Annotated in this window: 24 protein-coding genes; 9 read left to right on the top strand and 15 right to left on the bottom strand. The window is 44.7% G+C overall.

Translation table 11 applies throughout. From position 1 onward, the window contains the following. Positions 1–35: 35 nt before the first annotated feature. Entirely contained in the window at positions 36–587 is a 552-nt protein-coding gene (locus AB3351_RS06790; RefSeq protein WP_371146378.1) for a DJ-1/PfpI family protein, read from the bottom strand. Between the two features lie 176 nt (positions 588–763). Here AB3351_RS06790 and thpR point away from each other — a divergent pair, with 176 nt between their 5' ends. From thpR to AB3351_RS06770, 4 genes are all read left to right on the top strand, one after another. Then, positions 764–1,318, top strand: coding sequence for an RNA 2',3'-cyclic phosphodiesterase (gene thpR, locus AB3351_RS06785; RefSeq protein ID WP_371146377.1), 555 nt, complete (start codon positions 764–766; stop codon positions 1,316–1,318). A gap of 410 nt (positions 1,319–1,728) precedes the next feature. Then, complete coding sequence (locus AB3351_RS06780; RefSeq protein WP_371146376.1) at positions 1,729–2,118, top strand: response regulator transcription factor; 390 nt, start codon at positions 1,729–1,731, stop codon at positions 2,116–2,118. Continuing rightward, a complete protein-coding gene (locus AB3351_RS06775) occupies positions 2,099–5,026 on the top strand; it encodes an ATP-binding protein (RefSeq protein WP_371146375.1) in 2,928 nt (975 codons plus the stop codon). The genes AB3351_RS06780 and AB3351_RS06775 overlap by 20 nt, the downstream gene beginning before the upstream one ends. Before the next feature lie 7 nt (positions 5,027–5,033). Then, the gene (locus tag AB3351_RS06770; protein ID WP_371146374.1) at positions 5,034–6,677 is read left to right on the top strand and encodes a response regulator; all 1,644 of its coding nucleotides are present in this window, start codon (positions 5,034–5,036) and stop codon (positions 6,675–6,677) included. A 72-nt stretch (positions 6,678–6,749) separates the two neighbouring features. Here AB3351_RS06770 and purU read toward each other — a convergent pair whose 3' ends face one another. Further along, a complete protein-coding gene (purU, locus tag AB3351_RS06765; protein WP_371146373.1) occupies positions 6,750–7,643 on the bottom strand; it encodes a formyltetrahydrofolate deformylase in 894 nt (297 codons plus the stop codon). Positions 7,644–7,764: 121 nt separating this feature from the next. Then, positions 7,765–8,358 carry a GTP cyclohydrolase I FolE gene (gene folE, locus AB3351_RS06760; RefSeq protein WP_371146372.1) on the bottom strand — a complete coding sequence of 198 codons (594 nt, stop codon included), beginning with the start codon at positions 8,356–8,358 and terminating at the stop codon, positions 7,765–7,767. Positions 8,359–8,519: 161 nt separating this feature from the next. Here folE and AB3351_RS06755 point away from each other — a divergent pair, with 161 nt between their 5' ends. Then, the gene (locus AB3351_RS06755) at positions 8,520–8,840 is read left to right on the top strand and encodes an iron-sulfur cluster assembly accessory protein (RefSeq protein ID WP_371146371.1); all 321 of its coding nucleotides are present in this window, start codon (positions 8,520–8,522) and stop codon (positions 8,838–8,840) included. 57 nt (positions 8,841–8,897) lie between these two features. Here AB3351_RS06755 and AB3351_RS06750 read toward each other — a convergent pair whose 3' ends face one another. Beyond that, complete coding sequence (locus AB3351_RS06750) at positions 8,898–9,707, bottom strand: Cof-type HAD-IIB family hydrolase (protein ID WP_371146370.1); 810 nt, start codon at positions 9,705–9,707, stop codon at positions 8,898–8,900. 272 nt (positions 9,708–9,979) lie between these two features. Between AB3351_RS06750 and AB3351_RS06745 the strand changes: the two genes are divergently transcribed. Further along, positions 9,980–10,423: a hypothetical protein gene (locus tag AB3351_RS06745; protein WP_371146369.1), complete on the top strand. Its 444-nt coding sequence runs from the start codon at positions 9,980–9,982 to the stop codon at positions 10,421–10,423. Then, positions 10,411–10,710 (top strand): YxcD family protein, encoded by a 300-nt coding sequence (locus AB3351_RS06740; RefSeq protein WP_371146368.1) that lies wholly within the window; start codon positions 10,411–10,413, stop codon positions 10,708–10,710. Before AB3351_RS06745 ends, AB3351_RS06740 begins: the two co-directional genes overlap by 13 nt. Positions 10,711–10,758: 48 nt before the next feature. On the opposite strand, the gene AB3351_RS06735 is transcribed toward AB3351_RS06740, so the two are convergent. Then, positions 10,759–11,772 carry a DUF294 nucleotidyltransferase-like domain-containing protein gene (locus AB3351_RS06735; RefSeq protein ID WP_371146367.1) on the bottom strand — a complete coding sequence of 338 codons (1,014 nt, stop codon included), beginning with the start codon at positions 11,770–11,772 and terminating at the stop codon, positions 10,759–10,761. 198 nt (positions 11,773–11,970) lie between these two features. Between AB3351_RS06735 and AB3351_RS06730 the strand changes: the two genes are divergently transcribed. Further along, positions 11,971–12,897, top strand: coding sequence for a phosphatase PAP2 family protein (locus tag AB3351_RS06730; protein WP_371146366.1), 927 nt, complete (start codon positions 11,971–11,973; stop codon positions 12,895–12,897). A gap of 25 nt (positions 12,898–12,922) precedes the next feature. Here AB3351_RS06730 and AB3351_RS06725 read toward each other — a convergent pair whose 3' ends face one another. The 8 genes from AB3351_RS06725 to AB3351_RS06690 form a co-directional block, all read right to left on the bottom strand. Next, entirely contained in the window at positions 12,923–13,735 is an 813-nt protein-coding gene (locus tag AB3351_RS06725; protein WP_371146365.1) for a hypothetical protein, read from the bottom strand. Between the two features lie 14 nt (positions 13,736–13,749). Continuing rightward, positions 13,750–13,998: a hypothetical protein gene (locus AB3351_RS06720; RefSeq protein WP_371146364.1), complete on the bottom strand. Its 249-nt coding sequence runs from the start codon at positions 13,996–13,998 to the stop codon at positions 13,750–13,752. After that, positions 13,995–15,668, bottom strand: a complete 1,674-nt coding sequence (locus AB3351_RS06715) for an ABC1 kinase family protein (protein WP_371146363.1) — start codon at positions 15,666–15,668, stop codon at positions 13,995–13,997. The genes AB3351_RS06720 and AB3351_RS06715 overlap by 4 nt, the downstream gene beginning before the upstream one ends. Positions 15,669–15,815: 147 nt before the next feature. Next, the gene (locus AB3351_RS06710) at positions 15,816–16,184 is read right to left on the bottom strand and encodes a group I truncated hemoglobin (protein ID WP_371146362.1); all 369 of its coding nucleotides are present in this window, start codon (positions 16,182–16,184) and stop codon (positions 15,816–15,818) included. A 106-nt stretch (positions 16,185–16,290) separates the two neighbouring features. Then, positions 16,291–17,352: an S-methyl-5-thioribose-1-phosphate isomerase gene (mtnA, locus tag AB3351_RS06705; RefSeq protein WP_371146361.1), complete on the bottom strand. Its 1,062-nt coding sequence runs from the start codon at positions 17,350–17,352 to the stop codon at positions 16,291–16,293. Beyond that, the gene (locus AB3351_RS06700) at positions 17,349–18,047 is read right to left on the bottom strand and encodes a class II aldolase/adducin family protein (protein ID WP_371146360.1); all 699 of its coding nucleotides are present in this window, start codon (positions 18,045–18,047) and stop codon (positions 17,349–17,351) included. Before AB3351_RS06700 ends, mtnA begins: the two co-directional genes overlap by 4 nt. A 340-nt stretch (positions 18,048–18,387) precedes the next feature. Beyond that, on the bottom strand, positions 18,388–18,522 hold the full coding sequence (locus tag AB3351_RS06695) for a hypothetical protein (protein WP_371146359.1): 135 nt from the start codon (positions 18,520–18,522) through the stop codon (positions 18,388–18,390). Positions 18,523–18,539: 17 nt separating this feature from the next. Continuing rightward, positions 18,540–20,495, bottom strand: coding sequence for a methyl-accepting chemotaxis protein (locus AB3351_RS06690; protein ID WP_371146358.1), 1,956 nt, complete (start codon positions 20,493–20,495; stop codon positions 18,540–18,542). A gap of 273 nt (positions 20,496–20,768) precedes the next feature. On the opposite strand from AB3351_RS06690, the gene AB3351_RS06685 reads away from it, so the two are divergent. Further along, positions 20,769–21,242, top strand: a complete 474-nt coding sequence (locus AB3351_RS06685) for a YtxH domain-containing protein (RefSeq protein WP_371146357.1) — start codon at positions 20,769–20,771, stop codon at positions 21,240–21,242. A 33-nt stretch (positions 21,243–21,275) separates the two neighbouring features. On the opposite strand, the gene AB3351_RS06680 is transcribed toward AB3351_RS06685, so the two are convergent. Together AB3351_RS06680 and phaP are read right to left on the bottom strand one after the other, a co-directional pair. After that, positions 21,276–21,719, bottom strand: a complete 444-nt coding sequence (locus tag AB3351_RS06680) for a MaoC family dehydratase (RefSeq protein WP_371146356.1) — start codon at positions 21,717–21,719, stop codon at positions 21,276–21,278. A 100-nt stretch (positions 21,720–21,819) separates the two neighbouring features. Then, complete coding sequence (phaP, locus tag AB3351_RS06675; protein WP_371146355.1) at positions 21,820–22,398, bottom strand: polyhydroxyalkanoic acid inclusion protein PhaP; 579 nt, start codon at positions 22,396–22,398, stop codon at positions 21,820–21,822. Between the last annotated feature and the right edge of the window lie 30 nt (positions 22,399–22,428).

Genomic DNA, 22,428 nt, shown 5'->3' with positions numbered 1-22,428 from the left:
GGCCGCTTCATCAGCAGCCTCCTATATATTGCTCATTAGCGCAGCAACTTAATAAACTCGCGCATAAAGCCTGGCAAATCAGGCCATGCATGTCCCGATACTAAGTTCCCATGCGTATGCAGCGTTTTTTCGATATACGTGGCCCCACAGGCAACAACATCCGGCTTGCATGCAATATATGCCGTATATTCTCTGTCTTTCATGAGATCCGCTACAACAGAAAGCACTTGAGCGGCATGACAGATGGCACCAACCGGTTTGTTTGCTTCAAAAAAGTGACGCACAATCCTTGGCAGATTCTCATCCATGCGAATATACTCAGGCGCACGTCCTCCTGGTATGATTAATCCATCATACTGTGTCGGGTCTATTTCGGCAAATGAAGCATGGGAATCTAATCCGTATGCCGGCTTCTCCACATAAGTTTCCATACCTTCCACAAAATCATGACTTACAGTCTGCAATTTTTTTACGGAAGGTGAAGCAATTGTTACTTCAAATCCTTCTTCTAAACAACGATAATACGGATAAAAAACCTCTAGTGCTTCTACAGCATCTCCTGTAACAATTAATACACGTTTGCTCATAAGTCCACCCCATTAATTTAGAATCGTGATCTTTTGGAACATAGGTTTTGCTTTACCCGACCCTGTAAAGTATTCGACATACAGCAGGAAATTCCTGCTTTCTATTTTACAAAAGGGATGTACAGAAGAAGAGATAAGTATACTATATAAGCGACTACTCTTAGATAAGGAGAGGCATGATGAGATTATTTACCGCTGTTGAACTAAATCATGAAGCGACCCAAGAGCTTTTGCGGCTGCAGCAAGAAGCAAAAAAGCAATTCATCTCCCGCAAATGGCAAACACCAGAACGTATGCACCTTACCCTGCATTTTCTCGGCGAACTTTCTGCCACACAAGCAGATACAGTCAAGCAAGAACTCCGCCTAGCTGCCGCTTCCTGCCAACCTTTTGAGCTGTGTCTTACAGATATAGGGGCTTTTCCTAGCTTGCAAAGACCGCGAGTACTATGGGCCGGCATCGATGAACAAGACAACTGCTTATCCACGCTTCAGCGTACACTCTCGACCCGGTTACAAGAAAAGCAATTGTATGAGGAAGAACGACGGTATTCTCCCCATATCACACTTGCCAGAAATGTATCGGTAAAGAATGAAGCAAGTGCGCATGATCCCCTTCTTCGTGTTCAGCCTGTTCGCTGGACTGTACACGAGTTAACTTTGTTCCGCTCTACGCTTACAAAAGAAGGCCCTCTATATGTAGTAATAGAAAAATATCCTTTCATCCCCTAGATGTTTTACACACATGTACGAAGGGTAATACATAAAAGTACTACACAGATACAATTAGTCAAAGGGGGATTTACAGATGTTCCATCTATTATGTCATACATGCGGCGATCATTTTTTCAGCGGGGAGAGCGACAAGGACTATGTTTGTCCATTCTGTCATACGGAGCTTGAACCTAGCGGGGCGTCGTTCGCATCCGAAATGCCAGAAGATGCTTCGCAACCTTTCGCATAAGACATTCAAATAGTCTCACAGCAAAAGTACGGTCAATGTGACACGTACTTTTTTTATGTTCAAATTTGTTTTTTTAATTCTATTTTCCTATCTTCTATGGTAAAAATTCGTATTTAGTATTAAGGTGTAGTATAGAAGACTTTGTCTATTAAATTTTCAAATGAAAGATGTGAACGATATGCCCCCAAAGATACTTATTGCCGATGATGAAGATGTACTGCGCATGCTAATTATGGAAACCCTTGAGATTGAAGATTATGATCTTGATGAAGCCCAAGATGGAATCGAAGCGTATGAGAAAATCATGAACAATGATTATGATTTAATTCTGCTTGATTTAATGATGCCCGGCAAAACTGGACTTGAGGTCTGTCAGCTTGTACGCGAGCAGGGCAAAACAGACACACCGATTGTGATGCTCACAGCCAAAACACAAGCGGAAGATCGGCAAAATGCCATTCAAGCAGGAGTCAATCATTTTTTCTCCAAGCCATTTAGCCCTATGCAGTTATTAACCTTTATCCAGGATATTCTTGAAGGAGATGGCAATGAGAAAAAGTATCGTTAACCGCCTGCGCCTTTTTTTGCTGATTCCTCTTATCTCCATTTTCGTATTATCTGCTGTACTATGGACATTCAACATTCGTGAATTGAACAGCTATAATCGCGAAATGGCAGAGCTATTAGAAAAGCGTAATGAACTCCGTCTGATTCAATATGCTTTTGAGGCGGAAATATCAGAAATACGCGGCTTTATCGCCATTGGTAACGATACTTTCCTTACCCGGATGAACACCCAAAAAGAAAAGGCATTAAAAAGCATGCAGGCTTATAGCGCTCTGCCTCTTACAAGTGATGAACGCTCCTTTATTGATGGAATTAAACGCGATATCATTACGTATAACGAAAAATATATGCCCGCAGGTATTCAACTAGGAAAAGCCCGGGATTATCAAGGCATCAATAAATTAGCAAACAATCAAGGCGCCACTAAGTTTGTCAACAATATCCGTGAACGTCTCGAGAACCAAATGGAGAGGTATACACAGCAGCTAAGCGATGAACAGAGCGAGCACCAGAATTATATTACGTATTCACTTGGAGGCTTTCTGACGCTTCTCCTGCTTATTTTAGTCCTGTCCTTCTGGATTACTACCAGGTTCGGACGCGAGATTGGCAAACCGCTACAGACGCTTACAGCTTCTGCCCAGCGCTTATCAGACGGTGAATATGAACCGGTCACCACACTTGAGCGAGAAGATGAGATTGGTGAACTGGCTAGAGCATTCAATCAAATGATTAAGGACATTGAAGAAAAAGAAGTCGATCTTCTTTCACATAATCAAGAGCTAACCGCCCATCAGGAAGAATTATATGCTCAGCAACTCGAACTTGAAGAAACGGTAGAAAAACTGACCGATAAAGAAAACCTGCTGCTGCGCCGCAACCAGCTCAGCACGTCCCTTGCTACAGATATTGAGGTAGGCAGCATGCTCTCCAAGACACTCGATAGCATGTTATTACTTATGCGTTCACAACTAGGCGCTATTATTGTTCTCGATGAAGAGATTGAGCGACGCACCGTCAGCCGCGGTATTTCTGCTCCCCAGCTTGATGTGCTGCTCACTCATCTTCACAGCGGAATGAGCGGGCGAGCCATTAATGAGAAAACAGTCCATACACTTCAACGCCCGCCACAGGCCGAGGAACAGGATTATCATGAAGCCTATCCCATGCATGACCTGTATGTTCCACTTCTAGATCGGGAAGACAATGTCATCGCCTTGCTGCTGCTAACACGCTTATCCGGCCTTGCCTTCTCGCCTTCAGAAATCAGCGAGGTGCAAGCATTGGGCCGGCAGATCTCTCTAGCCATCGAGAATGCAGTATCCTACAACAAAACACAGCGCGCTCATTCTATCAGTCAGGCGATTCTCAACTCGGCTCTAGAAGGAATCGCTCTGATTGATACACATAAAAAAATGCTCGCAGTCAACCACGCATGGTGTGAGATGTATGGTCTAGATAAACCTGAAGATATCGCCTTAATGCCCAATGATGTCTTCGATACGCTTATTCGCCCAAGACTGAAATATCCAGACGAGGTGTCTTCCTTCTACACTCACGCAATTACCGGAGCACTCAGCGAGACAGAAGAGTTGACGTTCGAAATGGTGCTGCCATCCTACCGCGTAATGAAAATGTATCATCGCCGGGTTACGAATGAGCATAAAGAGACGCTTGGCTGGATCATTGTCACACGTGATATTACGCGTGAATACGAAGTAGATCGTATGAAGTCAGAGTTTGTCAGCACAGTAAGTCATGAATTGCGGACGCCTCTCTCAAGCATTCTCGGTTTCGTGGAGATTATGCTGCAGCGTAAGATAACACCTGACAAGCAAATGCGTTATCTTAATACCATCTATAAAGAGGCACGGCGCTTAACCAATCTGATCAATGACTTCCTTGATGTTCAACGCATGGAGTCTGGCAAGCAAGAATATAATAAACAACCGCTTCGCCTACATGAGGTAACAGAAGAGGTAATCCAACTCCAACAGACCTCCTCCCATCAGATTGTATTCAATCAGAATACTGAACGGGATGTGCTTATGGCTGACCATGAGAAAATGCAGCAGGTCATCACCAACCTGCTCAGCAACGCGATCAAGTATGCCCCAGCCGGCGGAACAATTACGGTAACGGTAGATTCTTGCGCATCGCGTCCACAGGATGTCTGCCTGCACATACAGGATGAAGGATTAGGCATTCCGGAAGAAGCCATTCCACATTTGTTCGAGAAATTCTATCGCGTGGATAATTCTGACCGCAGGAAAATCGGCGGTACCGGTCTGGGTCTTGCTATCTGTGCAGAGATTGTCAAAGCGCATAACGGCTTGATTCATGTCCAGTCTGAACTTGGCAAGGGAAGCATCTTTACCGTCTCTCTTCCTACCTACATGGGAGAAACACCGCTGCCTGATCCGAAATCACATACCTTGTCCGAGCCGCAGGCAGCCGTAACACAAGAGGCTGAGCAGATGTTTTATGGCCATATTCTTATAGTGGAAGACGACGAGAGTCTGCGAGCATACCTCAGCGAAGAACTCGGCAATTCACTGCAGCGTCGCGGTATAAAAATTGTGCATGTATCAAATGGGGAGAAGGCGCTGCAAAGCATCGAACAAGAACCGCCGCTTCTTATCATTCTCGATATTATGCTTGGAGAAGGAAAAGACGGCTGGGAAATCATTCAGGAATTAAAGCGAAGCGAACACCTCCGCTCCATTCCTGTCGTAATCTCTAGCGCATTAGAAGAAAAAGAAAAAGGCTATGGATATGGCATATCTGATTACCTTATCAAACCATATCCGGCTGAAAAGCTCACCACGACCGTCTGGAATGTATTGCAACAAACAAACAACGAGGGGCATGTTTTTATTCCGAAGGAAAAGGGAAGCAGGAGCGAGTGAGAAAACTATGGGAAAAGAGACGATCGAACAAATTTTTCGCAAAAAGTATTATGCACAGCTTTGTGAAGTAACCTCCAGGATCACCCAACCGGAGCGGCTTGCAAAGGATGAAAAATGGCGGCAGGAGATTTATCGGATTCTGCACAGCCTTAAAGGAACCGCCGGAACACTTGGCTACCATTCGCTTAGCCATATCGCAGAGACGGGGCTATCCATGTTTACGGATACGGATGACTATATACTTCCTAATTATATGGTATCACCCATGTATGCGCTCATCCGCGAGGCAATGGATCTGTTGCGTTCCACAGAGCACGCTTATGTGAGTGAAGGAATTATTCAAGAACTGCAGGCGTTTAATAAGGAAGACGAAAAGCCAAAACGCATCCTTATCATTGACGATGATGAAGCGCTGCTCGCCTCCATTCATCAGGTGCTTTCCCTGGCTGGTTTTGATGTTGAGGTCTTATCGGATGCAAGCACAGGACTTGATGAAATGCTAAACAAACAACCTGATTGCATCATACTCGATGTCATGATGCCAGAATTGAACGGATTCAATGTCATGCGTCGTATCCGCAGTGATACACAGCGACAATTTACACCCGTTCTATTCCTTACCGCAAAATCTGATATCGAAGACAAATATAAAGGGTTCCAACTAGGTGCAGACGAATACTTAACCAAACCATTCCAGTTTGAAGAATTGATGCTGCGGATTAAAACCCTCATCTCCCGCGTGGAAACCTATCGTTCCTTATCCATGCGGGACGCGCTTACTGGACTCTATAACCGCCGCTATCTCATCGAACGGCTGCAAGAACTCTTTGTCTCTTATGCACGAAAGCCATCCGATATCTCGCTCGCGATTATGGACCTTGATTATTTCAAACGGGTAAATGATACGTACGGCCATCCATGCGGTGATACTGTACTTAAAAGCTTTGCTAGTTTTTTGAAATCCAGACTGCGTGAGGTAGATATCATTACCCGCTACGGTGGAGAAGAATTCATTGTTATCCTTCCCGACACCAATGTAGAACAAGCACGAACAATTCTAAACCGGATGCGGGAAGAATTCGGACGCCATGAGATCGAATGTGACGATGCACGAATCTTCCAGACATTTAGCGGCGGCATTGCTCAGCTTGGCAAAGAGGGAGATGATATTCCCAAACTTATTCAACAGGCCGATCAAGCACTCTATTTGGCTAAATTTAAAGGCCGGAACCGACTATGCCTCGCCTCAGAAGTCGAGGCTGCCGGAGAAGAAGCGATGCGTAAGAAGGTGTTGATTGCCGACGATGACCTTATCGTTCACTCCATTCTTGAGCATCAATTAGAAGATACAGGTTGGGAATTGCATTTTGCAAATGACGGTCATGAAGTGCTGGACTTGGTGGACAATGTGACACCAGATATGTTTATTCTTGATGGGATTATGCCGGGTATGACCGGACTTGAGATCTGCGAGGCTCTGCGCAAGCAGCCGCGCTTTGCGAAAACCCCCATCATTATGCTGACAGGGCGCAGCGGAGAAGACGATGTGGCAATGGCCCTTGATACGGGTGTGGACGATTACGTAGTTAAGCCGTTCTCCCCCATTGAACTCAAGGCACGGATGAATCGATTGTTTGTGAGAATGAAGTAAGAAACACAAAAGGCTTACCCGCGAAGCGATCGCAGGGCAAGCCTTTTTATCTTGATTGCTTACTTACACTAATTACATGAATACAACCGTTTTATTTTTATCAACGAGAATACGGTCTTCAATATGCCATTTAACAGCACGGGCCAGCACGATACGCTCGATATGGCGGCCTTCTCTTTTTAACTCGGCAGCATTATCGCGATGGCTCACACGACTTACATCCTGTTCGATAATCGGGCCTGCATCCAGATCTTCCGTAACGTAGTGAGCTGTAGCACCGATAATTTTTACACCGCGCTTATATGCTTGATCGTACGGTTTGCCCCCAATAAATGCCGGAAGGAAGGAATGGTGAATATTTATCACACGATTGCGGTAGTGTTCTACTAAGTACGGTGACAAAATCTGCATATATCTCGCCAATACGATAAAGTCTACATTTCCCTCCATCAATTCACGCTGCCTCTGCTCTACTTCCAGCTTCGTCTCCGCTGTAACCGGAAGATGATGGAACGGAATACCCAGTGATTCTACGATTTCCCGTGAATCTTCATGGTTGCTGATGACCATTGTAATCTCTGCGTTCAGATCTCCAGCCTGCCAATTCCATAACAATTCGCGCAAGCAATGGTCTTCTTTAGATACGAAAATCACCATCTTCTTCGGTCGGCTTGCTTGCGTAATCCGCCAGTTCATCTCAAATGAATCCGCCACTGAAGCAAAAGCCCGGCGCAATTCTCCGATTGTTTCTTCAAGCCCTTCTTTAAAAAACTCAATGCGCATGAAAAACATGCCGCCTTCTGGGTCCTGTGTATATTGATCGGATTGCAAAATATTTGCTCCGCTCTGAAACAAAAAATTAGAAACCGCTGAAACGATTCCCGGCCTATCCGGACATGCGATCAACATACGACCCACGTCCCGATATTTTTCTTCGAATATTGTTTTCACTTGTTGTGCAACCATCTCTTACTAGCCTCCATAATTTTCACATACTATGTATTTTTCTGCCTATTATACATTATTCCCACCGCACAGCAAAGAAAAAAGAGACGAATGTATTCGTCTCTCCTTATTCTTCCCCAGTCTATTGCTTCTCTAGCAAACGGAAAAAGCGTTCTTCCTGGACACCATTATCTTTATCAAAAATTCCGCGGCGTGCAATTGTTCTTGTTTTGCTGCCAGGCTTCTTCACTCCGCGCATGCTCATGCACATGTGTTCAGCCTCCACAACAGCAATAACGCCAACCGGTTGGATCACTTTCTCAAGTGTATCGACAATCTGATTGGTAATGCGCTCCTGCACTTGCGGACGTCGTGATAAAATTTCAACCAAACGGGCAAATTTACTTAGCCCGACAATGCGCCCATTCGGAATGTATCCGATATGCGCCTTCCCGAAAAACGGAACAAAATGGTGTTCACATACACTGTGAAAAGGAATATCTTGTACGATTACGATGTCGTTGGTGCCTTCTGCCGGGAATGTCTTCCCCAATACTTCAGCCGGGTCCTCATCCAATCCGCTGAAAATCTCTCGGTACATCTTCGCGATGCGCTTCGGCGTCTCCTGTAATCCCTCGCGTTCCGGGTCTTCGCCGATAAGATGAATAATATCATAAAAGTGTTTTTCGATCGGGTCGGTACATGTTTTACTGGACTTAACTGCTTCTGCGCGCATAGCGGTCATCTCCTTGAATCATATATAGAACAGATTGAGCAGTGCCAGCGTCTGTTCTTCATACTACAACGTATAGCATTCGTCCAAGAATTGCAAGCTGAAAATGTTCTCTTCCACCATAGAAACAGGTACAATAGAAAAAAAGAGAAAGGAGACGTATCATGCTGCACATTACATCTACAGCACATAAAGAGGCGAAAGCACAACTTACAGCGCCGCGGCGGCTGTCCATTCTCGGTATTTTAGAAGGGGGCTGCGGATTTATGATGCGCTTCTCTTTGGTCAAAGGCGAAGTACCTGACTCCTCGTTTCATTGTTTCGAACAGGATGGTATTACCTACTGCCTCGACAAAGACATTCTGACTATGTATCCGGAAGCCTTCACGCTTGACTACGTGCCAAACCAAGGATTCCGCTTATACACAAACAGTCAATATATGGCCACTCACTTATCCATTCTCGATTCGGTTGAACAGGCGTAAGGACGCACAAAGGCCCCGGTCCTATCTGATAGGTATACCTGGGCCTTCTTAACTTTACTATACACCTTGCTTATTCATCAGCACCAGACGCTCCAGCGCTTCTGCCACACCGCTCTCATTGTTAGAAGCTACGACAAGATTTGCCTTATCCTTCACATCCTGCGGCGCATTCCCCACCGCTACACCAACTCCGGCCATCATAATCATGTCTAAGTCATTATAATAGTTGCCAATCGCGATGGTGTCATTTAGTGAGATGTTGAGATGCTGCGCTAAATTGTTGAGTGCCGCTCCTTTGGATGTTGCCTGGTCAATCAAATCAATATAAGAAGGACCGCTGCGAAGCGTTCGAACCGGAAGATTCATCAATCCCAAATCGGTATATGCCTTATCCAGTTGTTCTCTCGTACCGAACAACGTGAATTTCACCAGCTTGTCCTCTATATTGAGCGCATCAGCGAGGAGGGTTGGCTGCGCCAAATATTTAGCGTACATTGTCCGTACATCCTCACGCTCTAAACTCTCGGTATACATATCGAATGCCGTACAAAAATCAGTATGAATATTTTCCTTCCGACAGTAATTCAGGGCATTTCTCACTGAATCCATCAGAAAACCCGCCTCATGAAGCACTTCTTTTGTTTTGGAGTGCGAGGTAACAGCCCCATTATGACAAATATAATACCCATGAATTCCGATCTCTTCGAGCAGGGGAGTTACGCTGCGAGGAGCACGTCCTGAGCAAAGAACGATGCTTACACCCTCTTCCTCTGCCGCCTTTAGCGCCTCCTTGTTCGCTTCTGTAATTTTATAATCATCATTTAATAATGTACCGTCTATGTCGATTGCAGCTAATTTATATGCCATATGTTGCATCCTTTCCATTCGATATTCCATATGATCGACGCGATTCGACCATTTTTTCTTATCTTTTACTATACCACACATCATTTATCGGTTTTTACCAAGAAAACCATAAGGAAATTGCAATTTATTGTGCAGAAATGATATGAAACATGTACAATAGCAAGAGAGCCTTACAAAAAAGAATATTTTTCGAAAAAAATATGTAACTTTTATCGAAACGATCCGTATTGAATATACGTACGAAGATTATCAGAGAGGGGTTTACTCGCAGAATGAAAAAAATTATTATGCTGTTTATGTCTATGGCGTTGGTGTTTAGTGCAGGAACTTTCGTAAATGTGGATCATGCAGATGCAAAAGGAAAGAAATCATATAATTCCGGTACTAAAAACTACCAACCAAGCAACAATCAAAATTCTAATATTTCCAATCAAAACTCTAATGTAAACAGCCCGGCTAAGAATAACGCACCGACTAAAAATGCAGCCACACCTGCAAAAAGCAAAAGCGGCGGCTTGATGAAGGGTCTTCTATTCGGTGGTATTGCAGGCCTTCTTCTTGGCGGACTTATCAATAGCTTAGGTTCATTTGGTGCAATTCTTGGTCTGTTAATTAACGTGTTATTCATCGTTATGGCTATCGTTGTCATCCGTAAACTGTACGTTTCTTATAAAAAGAAGAAGAAAGAACAGGAAGCGAACGTATGGAGAAACTAAAACTTTCTGAACAAGATATCGTAAATGCACTATGCCTTTATGTGGCAAACAAAAAGCAGCTCAACCCACAGGATGTCAACATTGAACTCATGTGGGATGAAGAGTACGGATTTTCTGCTTCAGCTATGGAAAATGGCCGTACGCAAATGCTGATTCAAGCTAACATGATCGAGGCGATTCGCTTCTGGCTTCAGCATGAGCTTAACCGCGATCCGTTTGCAGCCAGTCTTGAGCTTGAACTTGATGATGACGAAGGTATTATCGCGTTTGCGACCTATCATAGATAGATAAAAAAGCACGAGGCTGTTGTATATACGCCTCGTGCTTTTTTGCTGCTAACGTGACAGCTTACCAGCAAGGTATTTCTGCTGGCTCTTAAGAAAATACAGCATTTCTTTCCACTCCATAAGCTGAGCTCTTCCCCAGATTTTTATATTCACATAATTATGCGGCTCAATCCCCTCTGCATAAAGCCTGACGTGATGTCCGAGCCTAACCGCTAAAATATGTCCAAGTACATCAAGCCAACGTTCATACTCAGAGACAGAAAAAATACCTACACGATACAAGCCGCCGAGCCTCTCTTTCGTTTCTATCGCATCGACCTTGTGGATAATGGAGAGAATACGTATCGTGTTCACCAATTGGTAATAACCGCCTTCCTTTACATTGTATTCTCCTGCATGCTCTCCCCATCTTTCATAATGAAGAGTACGAAAGGGGCCAAACGGGAGGCTGTGTGCAAGTGAGTGCTCGGCAAACCGGCGCTGGATCACCTTATTTTCGTATAACTGCTGCTGCATCCAGTTCTTCAGCTTATGATACAAAAGGCGATCTCCATAGATTGCACGCATATCACAGAGAATGAGCAGGTAGCGAATTGCATCAAGCCCCTGATCGTCTATCCAATTCATAATTGTTCTCTTCCATCCGTCTAGGTCATGTCGCCATCTTTCGTTTGAAGCTATGACATTACCTGTACATAAAGGATAGCCAGACAGCTCCAGTTCATAAGAGATGCGGCGGCCAAATAACAGAAAATAGTCGTGATGCATGAAAGGCTCTTGTACGGTATCTATAGCGCTATAGACGAGCCCATGATCCTGATCGTTCCCGATGGTACGCTCACCACGTCCGCCACTGCCCAACTCAAACCAGCAATACGGTGCAGGAGGCATACCAACTCCCTGAGCGACCATCCAAGCCTCCGCTCGCCGCACCGCTTCCTGGCATAATCGGTCATGCAGCAAATTCAATGTTCGATACTTCTCAAAAATCAGAAGCGTCGAAGCTACCAGCTTAACAGCCTCTTCTTCCATACTACGCTTTGCCTTTTCCCATGCATCCATTTCCGCTGCCTAAGCCGCCCCCCTTTCTCACATTATTTTTATACCATTCATCATACTATAGATGCTTTTTTCACAGCTTACCTGTGTAAGATAATCTGTCTTTTTTCTTTCGCAAGAGATATTGTTGAAAAAATATACATTGAGTATAATAAGTTACATGCAAAAATGAGTCTGTTAGAAATAAGAGGTGTCAGTGTATTGCAACAAGTACTGTCGGTCTTGCGAGGCCTCGGAGATATTCCTTTAGCACGGCGTATTATGCTTATTGTGCTGTTTATATGCTTTGGAGCCACTGTATGGAATATTTCTACCGTGGAAAATTGGATTATTTTCAATTGGCTATTTCTCGGAATTATGCTAATTGATTTTACAAAAGATCAAAAGCAGGTATCATGGCTCTCCTTTCTGCCGAAGGGTGTACTTTTGCTTTTTCTTCTTTATTTTGCCTACCGGAAGGCGCCGTATATTTGGTATGTGCTCGCCTCTTGGGAGATGAATCATATTAAGCACTGGTTTAACTGGAACGACTTATTTCGCAGCATTCCATTTAATGATGCGGCAATCTTTCGCATCTATCAGCCAGAGTGGTTCACCATCTTCCTGCGCTGGGTGTACGGATACGGTTTTTCGCTTGCTCTCTGGGTGGCTGTCATCCGTTCCTTTCTGACGCGAGACACTGGAAAAATGCTGCGTTATGTTCTATCAAGCCACACGCTCCAGCTCCCTATTATTGTACCATTCTATACAACGGTGCTGCTGCAGGAGGTGTGGTATGTGCTCGGCCATCCAGACGGTATGGCACGTAATTTTACGCCTGAGCAAGCCGCATTATGGTCGATGAACTGCTTTCCAAGCATGCATACATCCGTCTCTTTTGCAATCCTGCTGTTGGCACTGCGGGAGAAGGGAAAACTATTCCGCCGCATGATGGTGACATACTGCTCACTGGTCATCTTCTCGACAATGTATCTTGAGATCCATTGGATTATTGATGTCATTGCAGGCATGGCACTTGGATATGGAACGGTGAAGCTCGTTGACTTGTTGTATGCGAGATGGGCGCGACTTCAAGCAAAAAAAGCAGCCGCTGTCAAAGAAAGCGCAGCGTCCGCTGACACCCGATAGACTGTTATAAAAGTGAGCAGAACTTCTATACGATCTGCTCGCTTTTTGTTTCCTCTCTTTTCACAAGAAAGAAGTGTACATCGGCAGGGTAGTGTACCATACGGCATTTCAACTGTCCTGCTTGCAGAAGTACAAGATCCCCCGCTTGCTCCTGGCATTGCAGCAGTAAGCGGCGTGATGCCTTCGCTTCTTCTTCACCCTGATTTAAAATGAACAGCCAGCCCCCTGGATTAATTAACGCTAATGCACGCTCATATATTGCCTGCGGCTGGTAGTCACGCATAGCAAGCCCCCATAACAGCAGCGGCTTTACAAACACAAATGGAAAAAACAAGCTGACCATATCCGCAGGTGAGAGCGATGTATTCAATACATCTCCGACTACATAGCGGGCATCTGTTCGTTTTGCATGGTATGCTGCATGGTCATACCGACTGTGCAGGTCTCGATATACCCGGTATCCGTCCAGTTCAATGCCGGTCAGTTCTTTTTGTTCAGCGCTAATCCCTTCCTGAAAAGCACGAAACGCATAGGCATAATCGAAATTTTTACTACCGATATCAAGCCATGATAATGCAGATATCTCATTCGGAAGCATGGGACGAAGTTGATCAAGCCAATCCAACACTAACAGATTGCGCATAAAAAGAGGCCGATCCATATTGTCGGCCCACTTTTTAATCGGATATGCTTCATATAACCGCTCCCACTGCGTAGATGCTTCTCCAACGAAATCAACCGTGACTCCGGGAGATGCAATCGTATAGCCTGCACGGCGCCATTGAAGCCGTGAACGTATATGGTAAAAGAATGGATTAAGAATACGGTGTAGAAACATACCTATCCCCCTGTCTATTTATAGCGGCTCCAAAATCGGAGCAGCATACGAATCGGCCACGGAATCCACCAGCCTGCCCGCTGTGCTTGGCGAGAAAAATTAACGAATGAAGCACCTACTCTTCGCTGTTCCTTTACTTTCTCCTCATCTCCCCGGATGGTGAAACGGTATCCATCCTTTAACCCTTCCACTTTAAACTCCAGTCGGCCGCATTTTTGTGCCGCCTGCTTATATACCTTTTCTTCTCCATTGTTTTCGTTCACCTTAGATCACCCCTACTTCCTGGTTCTCCTACCTGCTCTTTTAGCAGCTTACCGGCTTTGCGATATGCCATTATCCACTGCTGCAGTGCAAGTACAGTAATACTTCCGCTAATATACGTTTCTACTGCGTGTCCCGTCATCCATAGTGCAACAACACCAATCCAGCCTCCAAACGCAAAGACAAGTGCGGCTTGCTGACGGCTTCGATAATGCATAAGCCAGCGTTCCGTCTCCTTTACTCTGCGTTTCCGGTATTCCGCCTCCGCCGACATATCAATATATCGATTAATCTGACGGGGCAATGCCGCCATTTCCCGGGCAACATCTTGGAGGAGTTGAAAAGCGATACGGCGATTGCTCTGTTTTGTCTCCTGTTGATTCAGCCATTCAGAAACAACGGGACGACCCACTTCCAAGAAATCAACATCCGGTTTAATCGTGGTTACTACACCTACCACCGTGCTGACCGCCCGCCCCAAAAAGGCATACTCTGCCGGTAATTGAATCGGCTGAGCCTGCACAAAATCCTGAATTTGCAACTGAATTTCTTCGATTACTTCGTCATCAAGTGCCTCAAATGCACGATTAAAGTACATCTCCAATCCAACCTGCAGCGCTACCTTCACCTGCTCTCGATCAGCCTGCGGCGTAAGGAATTGCAGGGAATCAAGCGCTTGCACCATCAACTCGTAATCCTTTAACACAACGGCTTGAATAAGCGTCTGGATATGCTGGCGTGCTTCCTGCTTAATCTCACCCACCATGCCAAAATCAAGCAGGACAATGGTTCCGTCTGAACGAATAAATACGTTGCCCGGATGTAGATCCGCATGGAAGAAGCCGTGAAGAAGCACCTGCTGCAAAAACAAATCGGTCAGACGCTGCACCAGTACATTCCGGTCAATCCCATGCGCATCAAGGAAGGCATGATCAACGACCTTGGCACCTTCCACCCATTCCATTACAAGAATGCGACGGGTCATCCACTCCTCATAATAGCGTGGAACTTGTATAGCCGGATTGTTCTCATACATCTGTGCAAACCGCTTGGCATGCGCATACTCCTTGCGAAAGTCCAACTCACGCGAGATTGTACGGTGCAATTCACGATACAGCGCATTCAGGTCCATGTTCTTACCAAAGCGAGTAAAACGTTTGGCAAGCCGCACCACTACCCTTGTCGCCGCAAAATCAGCATCAATAATTTTCTCAATGCCGGCACGCTGTACTTTAAGCGCTATTCTCTCGCCGTTATATAGCTGTCCTTCATATACTTCACCAATAGAGGCTGAGGCAACCGGACGTTCAGATAGTGACATAAACACATTCTCTATCGGCTGGTTTAACTCTTGTTCAATAATGACCTTGCTCTTCTCCCAAGGAATGGATGGAACCCGGTCTGTTAGATCGGTTAATTCAACAGTAAAAGCTCGAGGCATAATATCTGCCCGCGTACTGAGAAATTGCCCCATCTTAATCAGCAAGCCGCCCAACTTAAGCGCTGTCCGCTTATATTCACGCGCCTGCTTCGCTACCAGAGCTTCCCATTGTTCCCGCGCTTCTGTTCGTCCCGTGCTGCGATGTGTGCGATGAAACCACCATATCTGAAGAAAAAAACGGATCGTCATGGATACAATAACAAAGATGCGATAATAGCGATTATGAATCATACCTATTCTCCTGTTTTTTCTAACTATTTACATTATATATCAGCATCTATACTTTTCCACGTATTCGGTCTCATTATATCAACAAAACTGTAACAAAAAAGAACTGCATAGAAATTTCTACACAGTTCTTTCGATTTTTAGATAAAATTATTTTTCAATGATACTCTCTTCCATTGGTGCAAGCTTCTGTGCAATCGTCTGAATATCCTCGTCTGATACACCGAACTCTTTCAAGGAAGCTGCCAGGTGACTTACAATGGTCATAAAGTGCTCATGCTGAATATTCATGCCTTCATGGGCCTTTTCCATGCTTTTACCTGAGTATTGATTCGGACCGCCGAGAGCAAATGAAATGAACAATGTCTGGTGGCGACGCTGCTTTTCCATGTCGGTGTTTTTAAAGAAGCCGTTAACAGTATCATCTGCTAGAATGCGATCATAGAATACATCCACTACTTTAGCGATGGCCTCTTGTCCGCCAAGTCGTTCATATAAGCTTGGTTCTACTGTGCTCATGTGTGCACTCTCCTTTACTGATGCTTCATTTCTCACATAGACTAGTATACCTGAAGCCTGTCCCTAATGATGTGATGATTATCACTGATTTTACCGTTATAACATGTTATTTAAAAAGTGAGCGTACACTCTCTATATACGGAGCGCGTATGATGCCTTTTTCAGTAATAATGGCTGTTACATACTCATTCGGTGTAACATCGAATGCCGGATTATATACCTTAATATCTAAAGGAGCTACCTGCCGTCCAAGTCCGCGAATAATCTCATCGGCTTCACGCTCTTCAATCGGAATTTCTTTGCCTGTCGGTGTATCTACATCAATAGATGAAAGGGGAGCTGCGACATAGAAAGGAATATTGTGAGCACGAGCCAATACAGCCAGCCCGTATGTACCAATTTTGTTAGCAACATCACCGTTGGCTGCTACACGGTCTGTTCCTACGATAACAGCCTGCACCCAGCCGTTTGCCATAACTTTGGCAGCCATATTATCGCAAATCAACGTCACATCAACTCCTGCCTGCTGCAGCTCATATGCAGTCAGTCGCGCTCCCTGCAGCACCGGACGTGTTTCATCAGCAAATACTTTAAGATTCCATCCTCTCTCATGGGCGAGATACATTGGAGCTGTTGCTGTTCCGTATTTTGCCGTAGCAAGCCCACCCGCATTGCAGTGCGTTAATACCCCCATACCGTCTACAAATAATGTAAGCGCATGCTCACCAATAGCTCGGCATACCGCCTCATCCTCTGCCTGAATATCCTGCGCTTCTTGTAATAATGCATGCTTAATCTCTACTGCGGAGTTTCCTGCCGCCAGAGATTGTTCTGCACAACGTACCATTCGCTTCAACGCCCAAAATAAATTCACGGCTGTCGGGCGGGAAGTGGCAAGATAATCAGCCTGCTTTTTCACTTCTGCTATGAGAGCTTCCGCTTGCTCCTCTTCAGCATTTCGCACTGCGACATATACGCCGTAGGCAGCAGTAATGCCGATTGCGGGAGCACCCCGAACCTTTAGTCTCTCGATTGCATCCCATACTTGTTTTACATCAGATAAAATAAGGTATTCAGCTTTTTCGGGAAGCAGCGTTTGATCAAGCAAAATAAGCTGATCACCTTCCCAGCGTACGGACTGAAGCGGTTCATATGTTTGTGTCATCATTCTTTCCCCTTATTACGACGTTGATCAATAATGCTTTTACCTGGATGAGCACCCTTGAGCCCATAAAAGGAACGGGCATCCACCAATTCTTCTACCTGCTCATCCGATAACTCACGCACACGTCCAAGCATACGCGCGGTAAATAGAATTTTGGCACACATCTCTACAGATTCCATCTTAAATAGCGCATCCGTAAGCGTAGTACCCATCGTCACAGCCCCGTGGTTCGCTAACAAAATCGCATCATGCTCTTGATAAAACGGTCTGAGCGAAGCTGGCAGCTGGTCTGTTCCAGGCGTAGCATAGGGCGCAAGAGGAATCACCCCCATACTAACAATCAACTCCGGCATCGCCAATTGATCAAGAGGAATACCTGCCACTGCAAACCCTGTAGCCGTAGGTGGATGGGCATGTACAATGGCCTGCACATCCGGTCGATGTCGGTATATATCAAAATGCATGGCACCTTCAGTAGACGGGCGTCCTGTACCTTCCACTACTTCACCAGAGGCAAGATGCACTATAATCATAGATGCTTCATCCATGAAGCCTTTGCTTACCCCACTTGGCGTAATCATCACATGCTCAGGGTCAATACGCACACTAATATTACCATCATTTGCCGCAACAAATCCGCTGCCGTATAGACGGCGCCCTACTTCTACAATTTCATTCGCTCGTTTAATTTTATCCATCGTCGCCCCTCTTCTACATAAGCAGGCTTATATCTTGTAAAAATGGAATAAATAAACCTGCTTTGGGTAAACTAGTAAAGACTAAGTGATAAATTCACTTACCTGATGAAAGCTTCTAGAACCTCTTCCTTGTTTATTCATTGAGTATACGTTGATATAACCTAAACTGCAAGAAAGGAGATGGGCATTAATGGATGAAATGGAGTGGAAAGAATGGGAGTTCCCAAGTGTGTATGAAATCACCCGCATCCTTACCGAAGCAAAGGAACAAAGCTAAACACGCACAGTGCAAAAGGGACCCCGGATATCATGTCCGAGGTCCTTTCTGTACTTTCTTCATTTATGGAGATTCCTCTTCTTCATAGCAGGAAAAGCATACCAAATTCCCCGCCTCCAGAACAACACCACCAATAAAACCATCATGGCAATATATATCTTTTTTGCATATCATACAAGTTCCAACGTATTCTTGCATATCCTTCCTCCCGTTATCTACAGTGCGAATTTCTCACCTTGACGTACGATCGAGTCAGCAAGACCATGCAGCTCATCAGCGCTGTCTGAGATCTCCTGCAGCGCTACTGCCTGCTGCTCGCTTGCACTTGCCAACTGTGCTGTTGATTCGGCCATTTCTTGTGAGGATAATCTAATCGTACTAATATACTCCAACAGTTTGGTTTTTTGCTGATTCATCTTCTTCACGAGTTCTCCGGTCACTGCCGTGAATGATTCGATGACTTGCATTCCTTCCTGCGTCGCCTCGAACACATGACGGGTGCTGCTTTGTTCTTTCTTCTGCTGTTCAAACTGGCTCTCCGCTGCTCGCACCGAGTGAACCGCACCGCTTACCTGCTTTTTCATCTCTTCGATGAAATGCTGAATCTCGTGGGCGGATTGCTGAGATTGTTCCGCCAGCTTACGCACTTCTTCTGCCACCACACTGAAGCCCTTTCCCGCTTCTCCTGCACGAGCTGCCTCAATGGACGCATTAAGCGCAAGCAGATTCGTCTGTTCAGCAATGCCGCTAATTGCACTGGTAATTTTCTCAATGTTTTGTGACTTGGCATCCAATTCTTCCACGGCTTCTTCAATTTTTTGAAACAATGCATAACTGGCATTCGTTGCCTTAGCTAGATTCCCCAGTGCCTGTACCCCGCGCTTCGTAATGTCCCCCTGCTCTTTTACTTTTACCCCTGCCTGCTCTGTCTGTATAGTAATTTCACCCATATCCTGCTGCCATTCTTCCATTAACGCCGCAAATTGACCGCTGATCTCTTTCTGATCGGCAGCATGATGAGCAATAAAATCGATACTGCCTGCCGTCTCCTGACTTTGTGATGAAAAATGATGAAAAACAGTCGTTAGATTGGTGGAAGATTGATTTATAATCTGAGCATCTCTATTCAATGATTCAATAATTTGGCGCAGTGATTCACGCACCTCATCAAATGTTCTAGCCAATCGTCCCAATTCGTCATTCGTATACTCGAAGCTCTCTTCCCGCAGATCCCCCTGCTTCAAACGTTCAGCAAAAGATAGCAAGCGCTGAATGGACTGCTGGATTCCACGATTAATATAGAGCATAAACAACACAGTCAACAAAAGAATAAGACCGGTTACCAACGGCGGTAACCACTTCATGACCGTAATCGCAGATTTCTCTCGACTTTCTGCTGCTTCATATTGTGCCAGGGCCGCTTTTTGAATGGACGCGGTCAGCGGATTCATTTTGTCAGCCGCATCATGATACATCGCAATCATTACTTTTTCATTCTCCACAGCATACACAAGCTTTTCATACGCTACCCTGTACTTATCTATAGAAGGAGCAAGCGTGGGCATTGCCTGTTTCAGTTGGATTAGCGCCTTCTGCATTTCCGGCGTATTTTTCTTTCCTTGCTCATATACATACTCATTTTCAAGACGCTTTACCGTAAGCAGCGGAGCAATTGCTGAAGAATTGCCACTCTGTGCAATCTGGCTTTCTAGCTGTATACGTAGCGTATGATGAGCTGGGATGTTTTTTGTCTGTGCAACTTTTCCAAGACTTTCTTCAATTTGATAAACACCGCTAAAGAAGCTCTTATATGTTGCGGTTAAGGCTACGGCTTCCTTTATTATTTTTTGCTCTTCTGAAGTCTTTACCTCTTTCTGCATTCTCTCAAGTGTCTGCTGTGCCTTATCTACTTGTTTTAGCACCTCATCTGCCTTCGTCTTGTCAGGTTTATGCAACGTCTCTGATGCACTACGCTGCGCCTCCGCCATCGCCAGTACAATTCCCTGCGTCATCCTAATTTTCTGATTGGCTATGTCTTTCTCCGCCGAGGCAGACAGGAGTTGACTTTTTGACCACTCATTTAAGAGGAGAAGCAGCACAGACCCGCATACAACGACGAACAATGCGGAAAACAGCTTGCGTTTTACGGACCAGTTTCTCATTATGTACATTCCTTTCTCCTAACTATATAAATTACACTTAGCGTATCGACAACTCTGTATGCATAGAAAGACAGTACTCTTCCCTATTATCTCTTTTAACCATATCCTTCTTCCTGTGCCTTCATGCCAATATACTAAGATAACTTTATGAAACATTACCTAAAGTCCTATACGAATCAGTTCGACAAACATGATTTTTTTCCTTCTCCCTTACTTTTTCGTTTTTATTTTTGTCAAATCGGGTACTTCATACATAACAACAATCGATAGGGGGAACCAAACATGGACAACAAATCTACTAACACAAACGCCAATAGCTACAACTGGTATGAAGACAATTCAGTCAACCGCACAGAACGCACAAGCATGGTAGAAGACGCACGCAATACAGACTGGGCCACTGCTGAGAGCAGGGCCGCGAAGAAGTCGATGAACAAACTCCTCTGGGGCACAGTTGCCGGTGGTGTACTTGGTGCTACAGCTGTGATCTTAGCTGACAAAGCGACACGTGAAGATGTATTCCGCGGCACGGCAAAAGCCAAGGATAAAACAATGGAATTCATGTCATCTACCATGTCTAATCCAAATGCATTGGTAGAAAAAATTGAAGAGGCATCCAATCGTGTATCAGAGATGGCTGAAGATACACAGGAGAACATGAAAAACGCAACATCTTCTACGACCGATCATACAGATTCAACAACTACGATTAATTATATGAACGACAACATTTCATCGGACCGTTATACGAATTAATGCTTGTGACACAAAAATGGAGTAGCTTTTAAGCTACTCCATTTTCATTACCATCGCTTCTCCTTCAACCACGACTTTTTGATCCTGATTTATAAGATTTGTGCGCAGTTTTATTAACTTTCTGTCGTCTCTCTTCTCTATCACTTCGGCCATAGCTGTAATCGTATCACCAATTTTAACCGGTGCTTTGAATTTCAGATTCTGTGACAAATAAATCGTATTCGTTCCCGGAAGCTGTGTTCCTAACACAGTCGAGATGAAGCTTGCTGTCAACATGCCATGCGCGATTCTACCTTTAAAAAAGGTTGTCTTCGCAAACTCTTCATCTAGATGAATCGGATTTACATCTCCTGTAAGAGTCGCAAAAGCCACAATATCTTCATTTGTAATCGTTTTGATTATTTCAGATGTGTCACCAATGTGAATATCAGCGTAAGAGCGCTCAATGACTTGTTTCGATTTTTCGTATATGTTCATGATTTATCTCTCTTTCTTTTTTCTATGTTAATAGACAATTTTCGACAAAAAAGTGTAAGGAAAATCCCCCCATCATGAGGGGGGAACTACTTGGTGCTGGTTATTTGAACATATTCATTGTATTGTTTTTATTCGCTTCTACCGAGTCAAGTAGGCCTTTTTGCGTCATTTTCACTTGTTGCAAGAAATTATCCATCAATGACTGCACTTCTTCCCGCGTTCTCTGCTGCTGAGAAATCAAATTCTTCACGGATGCTTCAAGCTGGTCTTGTGACTTGTTGACCAGGTTGATATTCGCCTTGCCCGGTGTCCATGTGAGTTGCTGAATACGTCCTGCGATTTCATCAAGACGATGCGTCCAATCCTCAAATGTCTTGCTCATTTGTTCGCCACCGATATTTTTTACATTGTTTTGATAGTTTACCTTTACATCTTCGAGGAACTTCTTCATTTCCTCTTCCATTTTTTCCATGTTCTCTGTTGTCTTTGACCAGATTTCTTTTTGACGTTCAAGCGTTTGCAGCGTTAGGTTTTCCATCTCACGCTGGTACGCATACATTGTCTTTACACCATTCATCCAGCCATCCCACACTGCATCAATTACGCTTCCATTTGCGCTTTCTTGCGCTTGCACCTCTACCACTACGGGTTCTTTTTCATTTTTTCTATTGATCGCCATCTGTTTAATTCCTCCTTAAAGACTTAAGTA

The organism is Aneurinibacillus sp. REN35, from assembly GCF_041379945.2.
GTDB lineage: Bacteria > Bacillota > Bacilli > Aneurinibacillales > Aneurinibacillaceae > Aneurinibacillus.
Note: the sequence above shows the minus strand (reverse complement) of the source record. Positions and strands in the feature narration are given on the sequence as shown.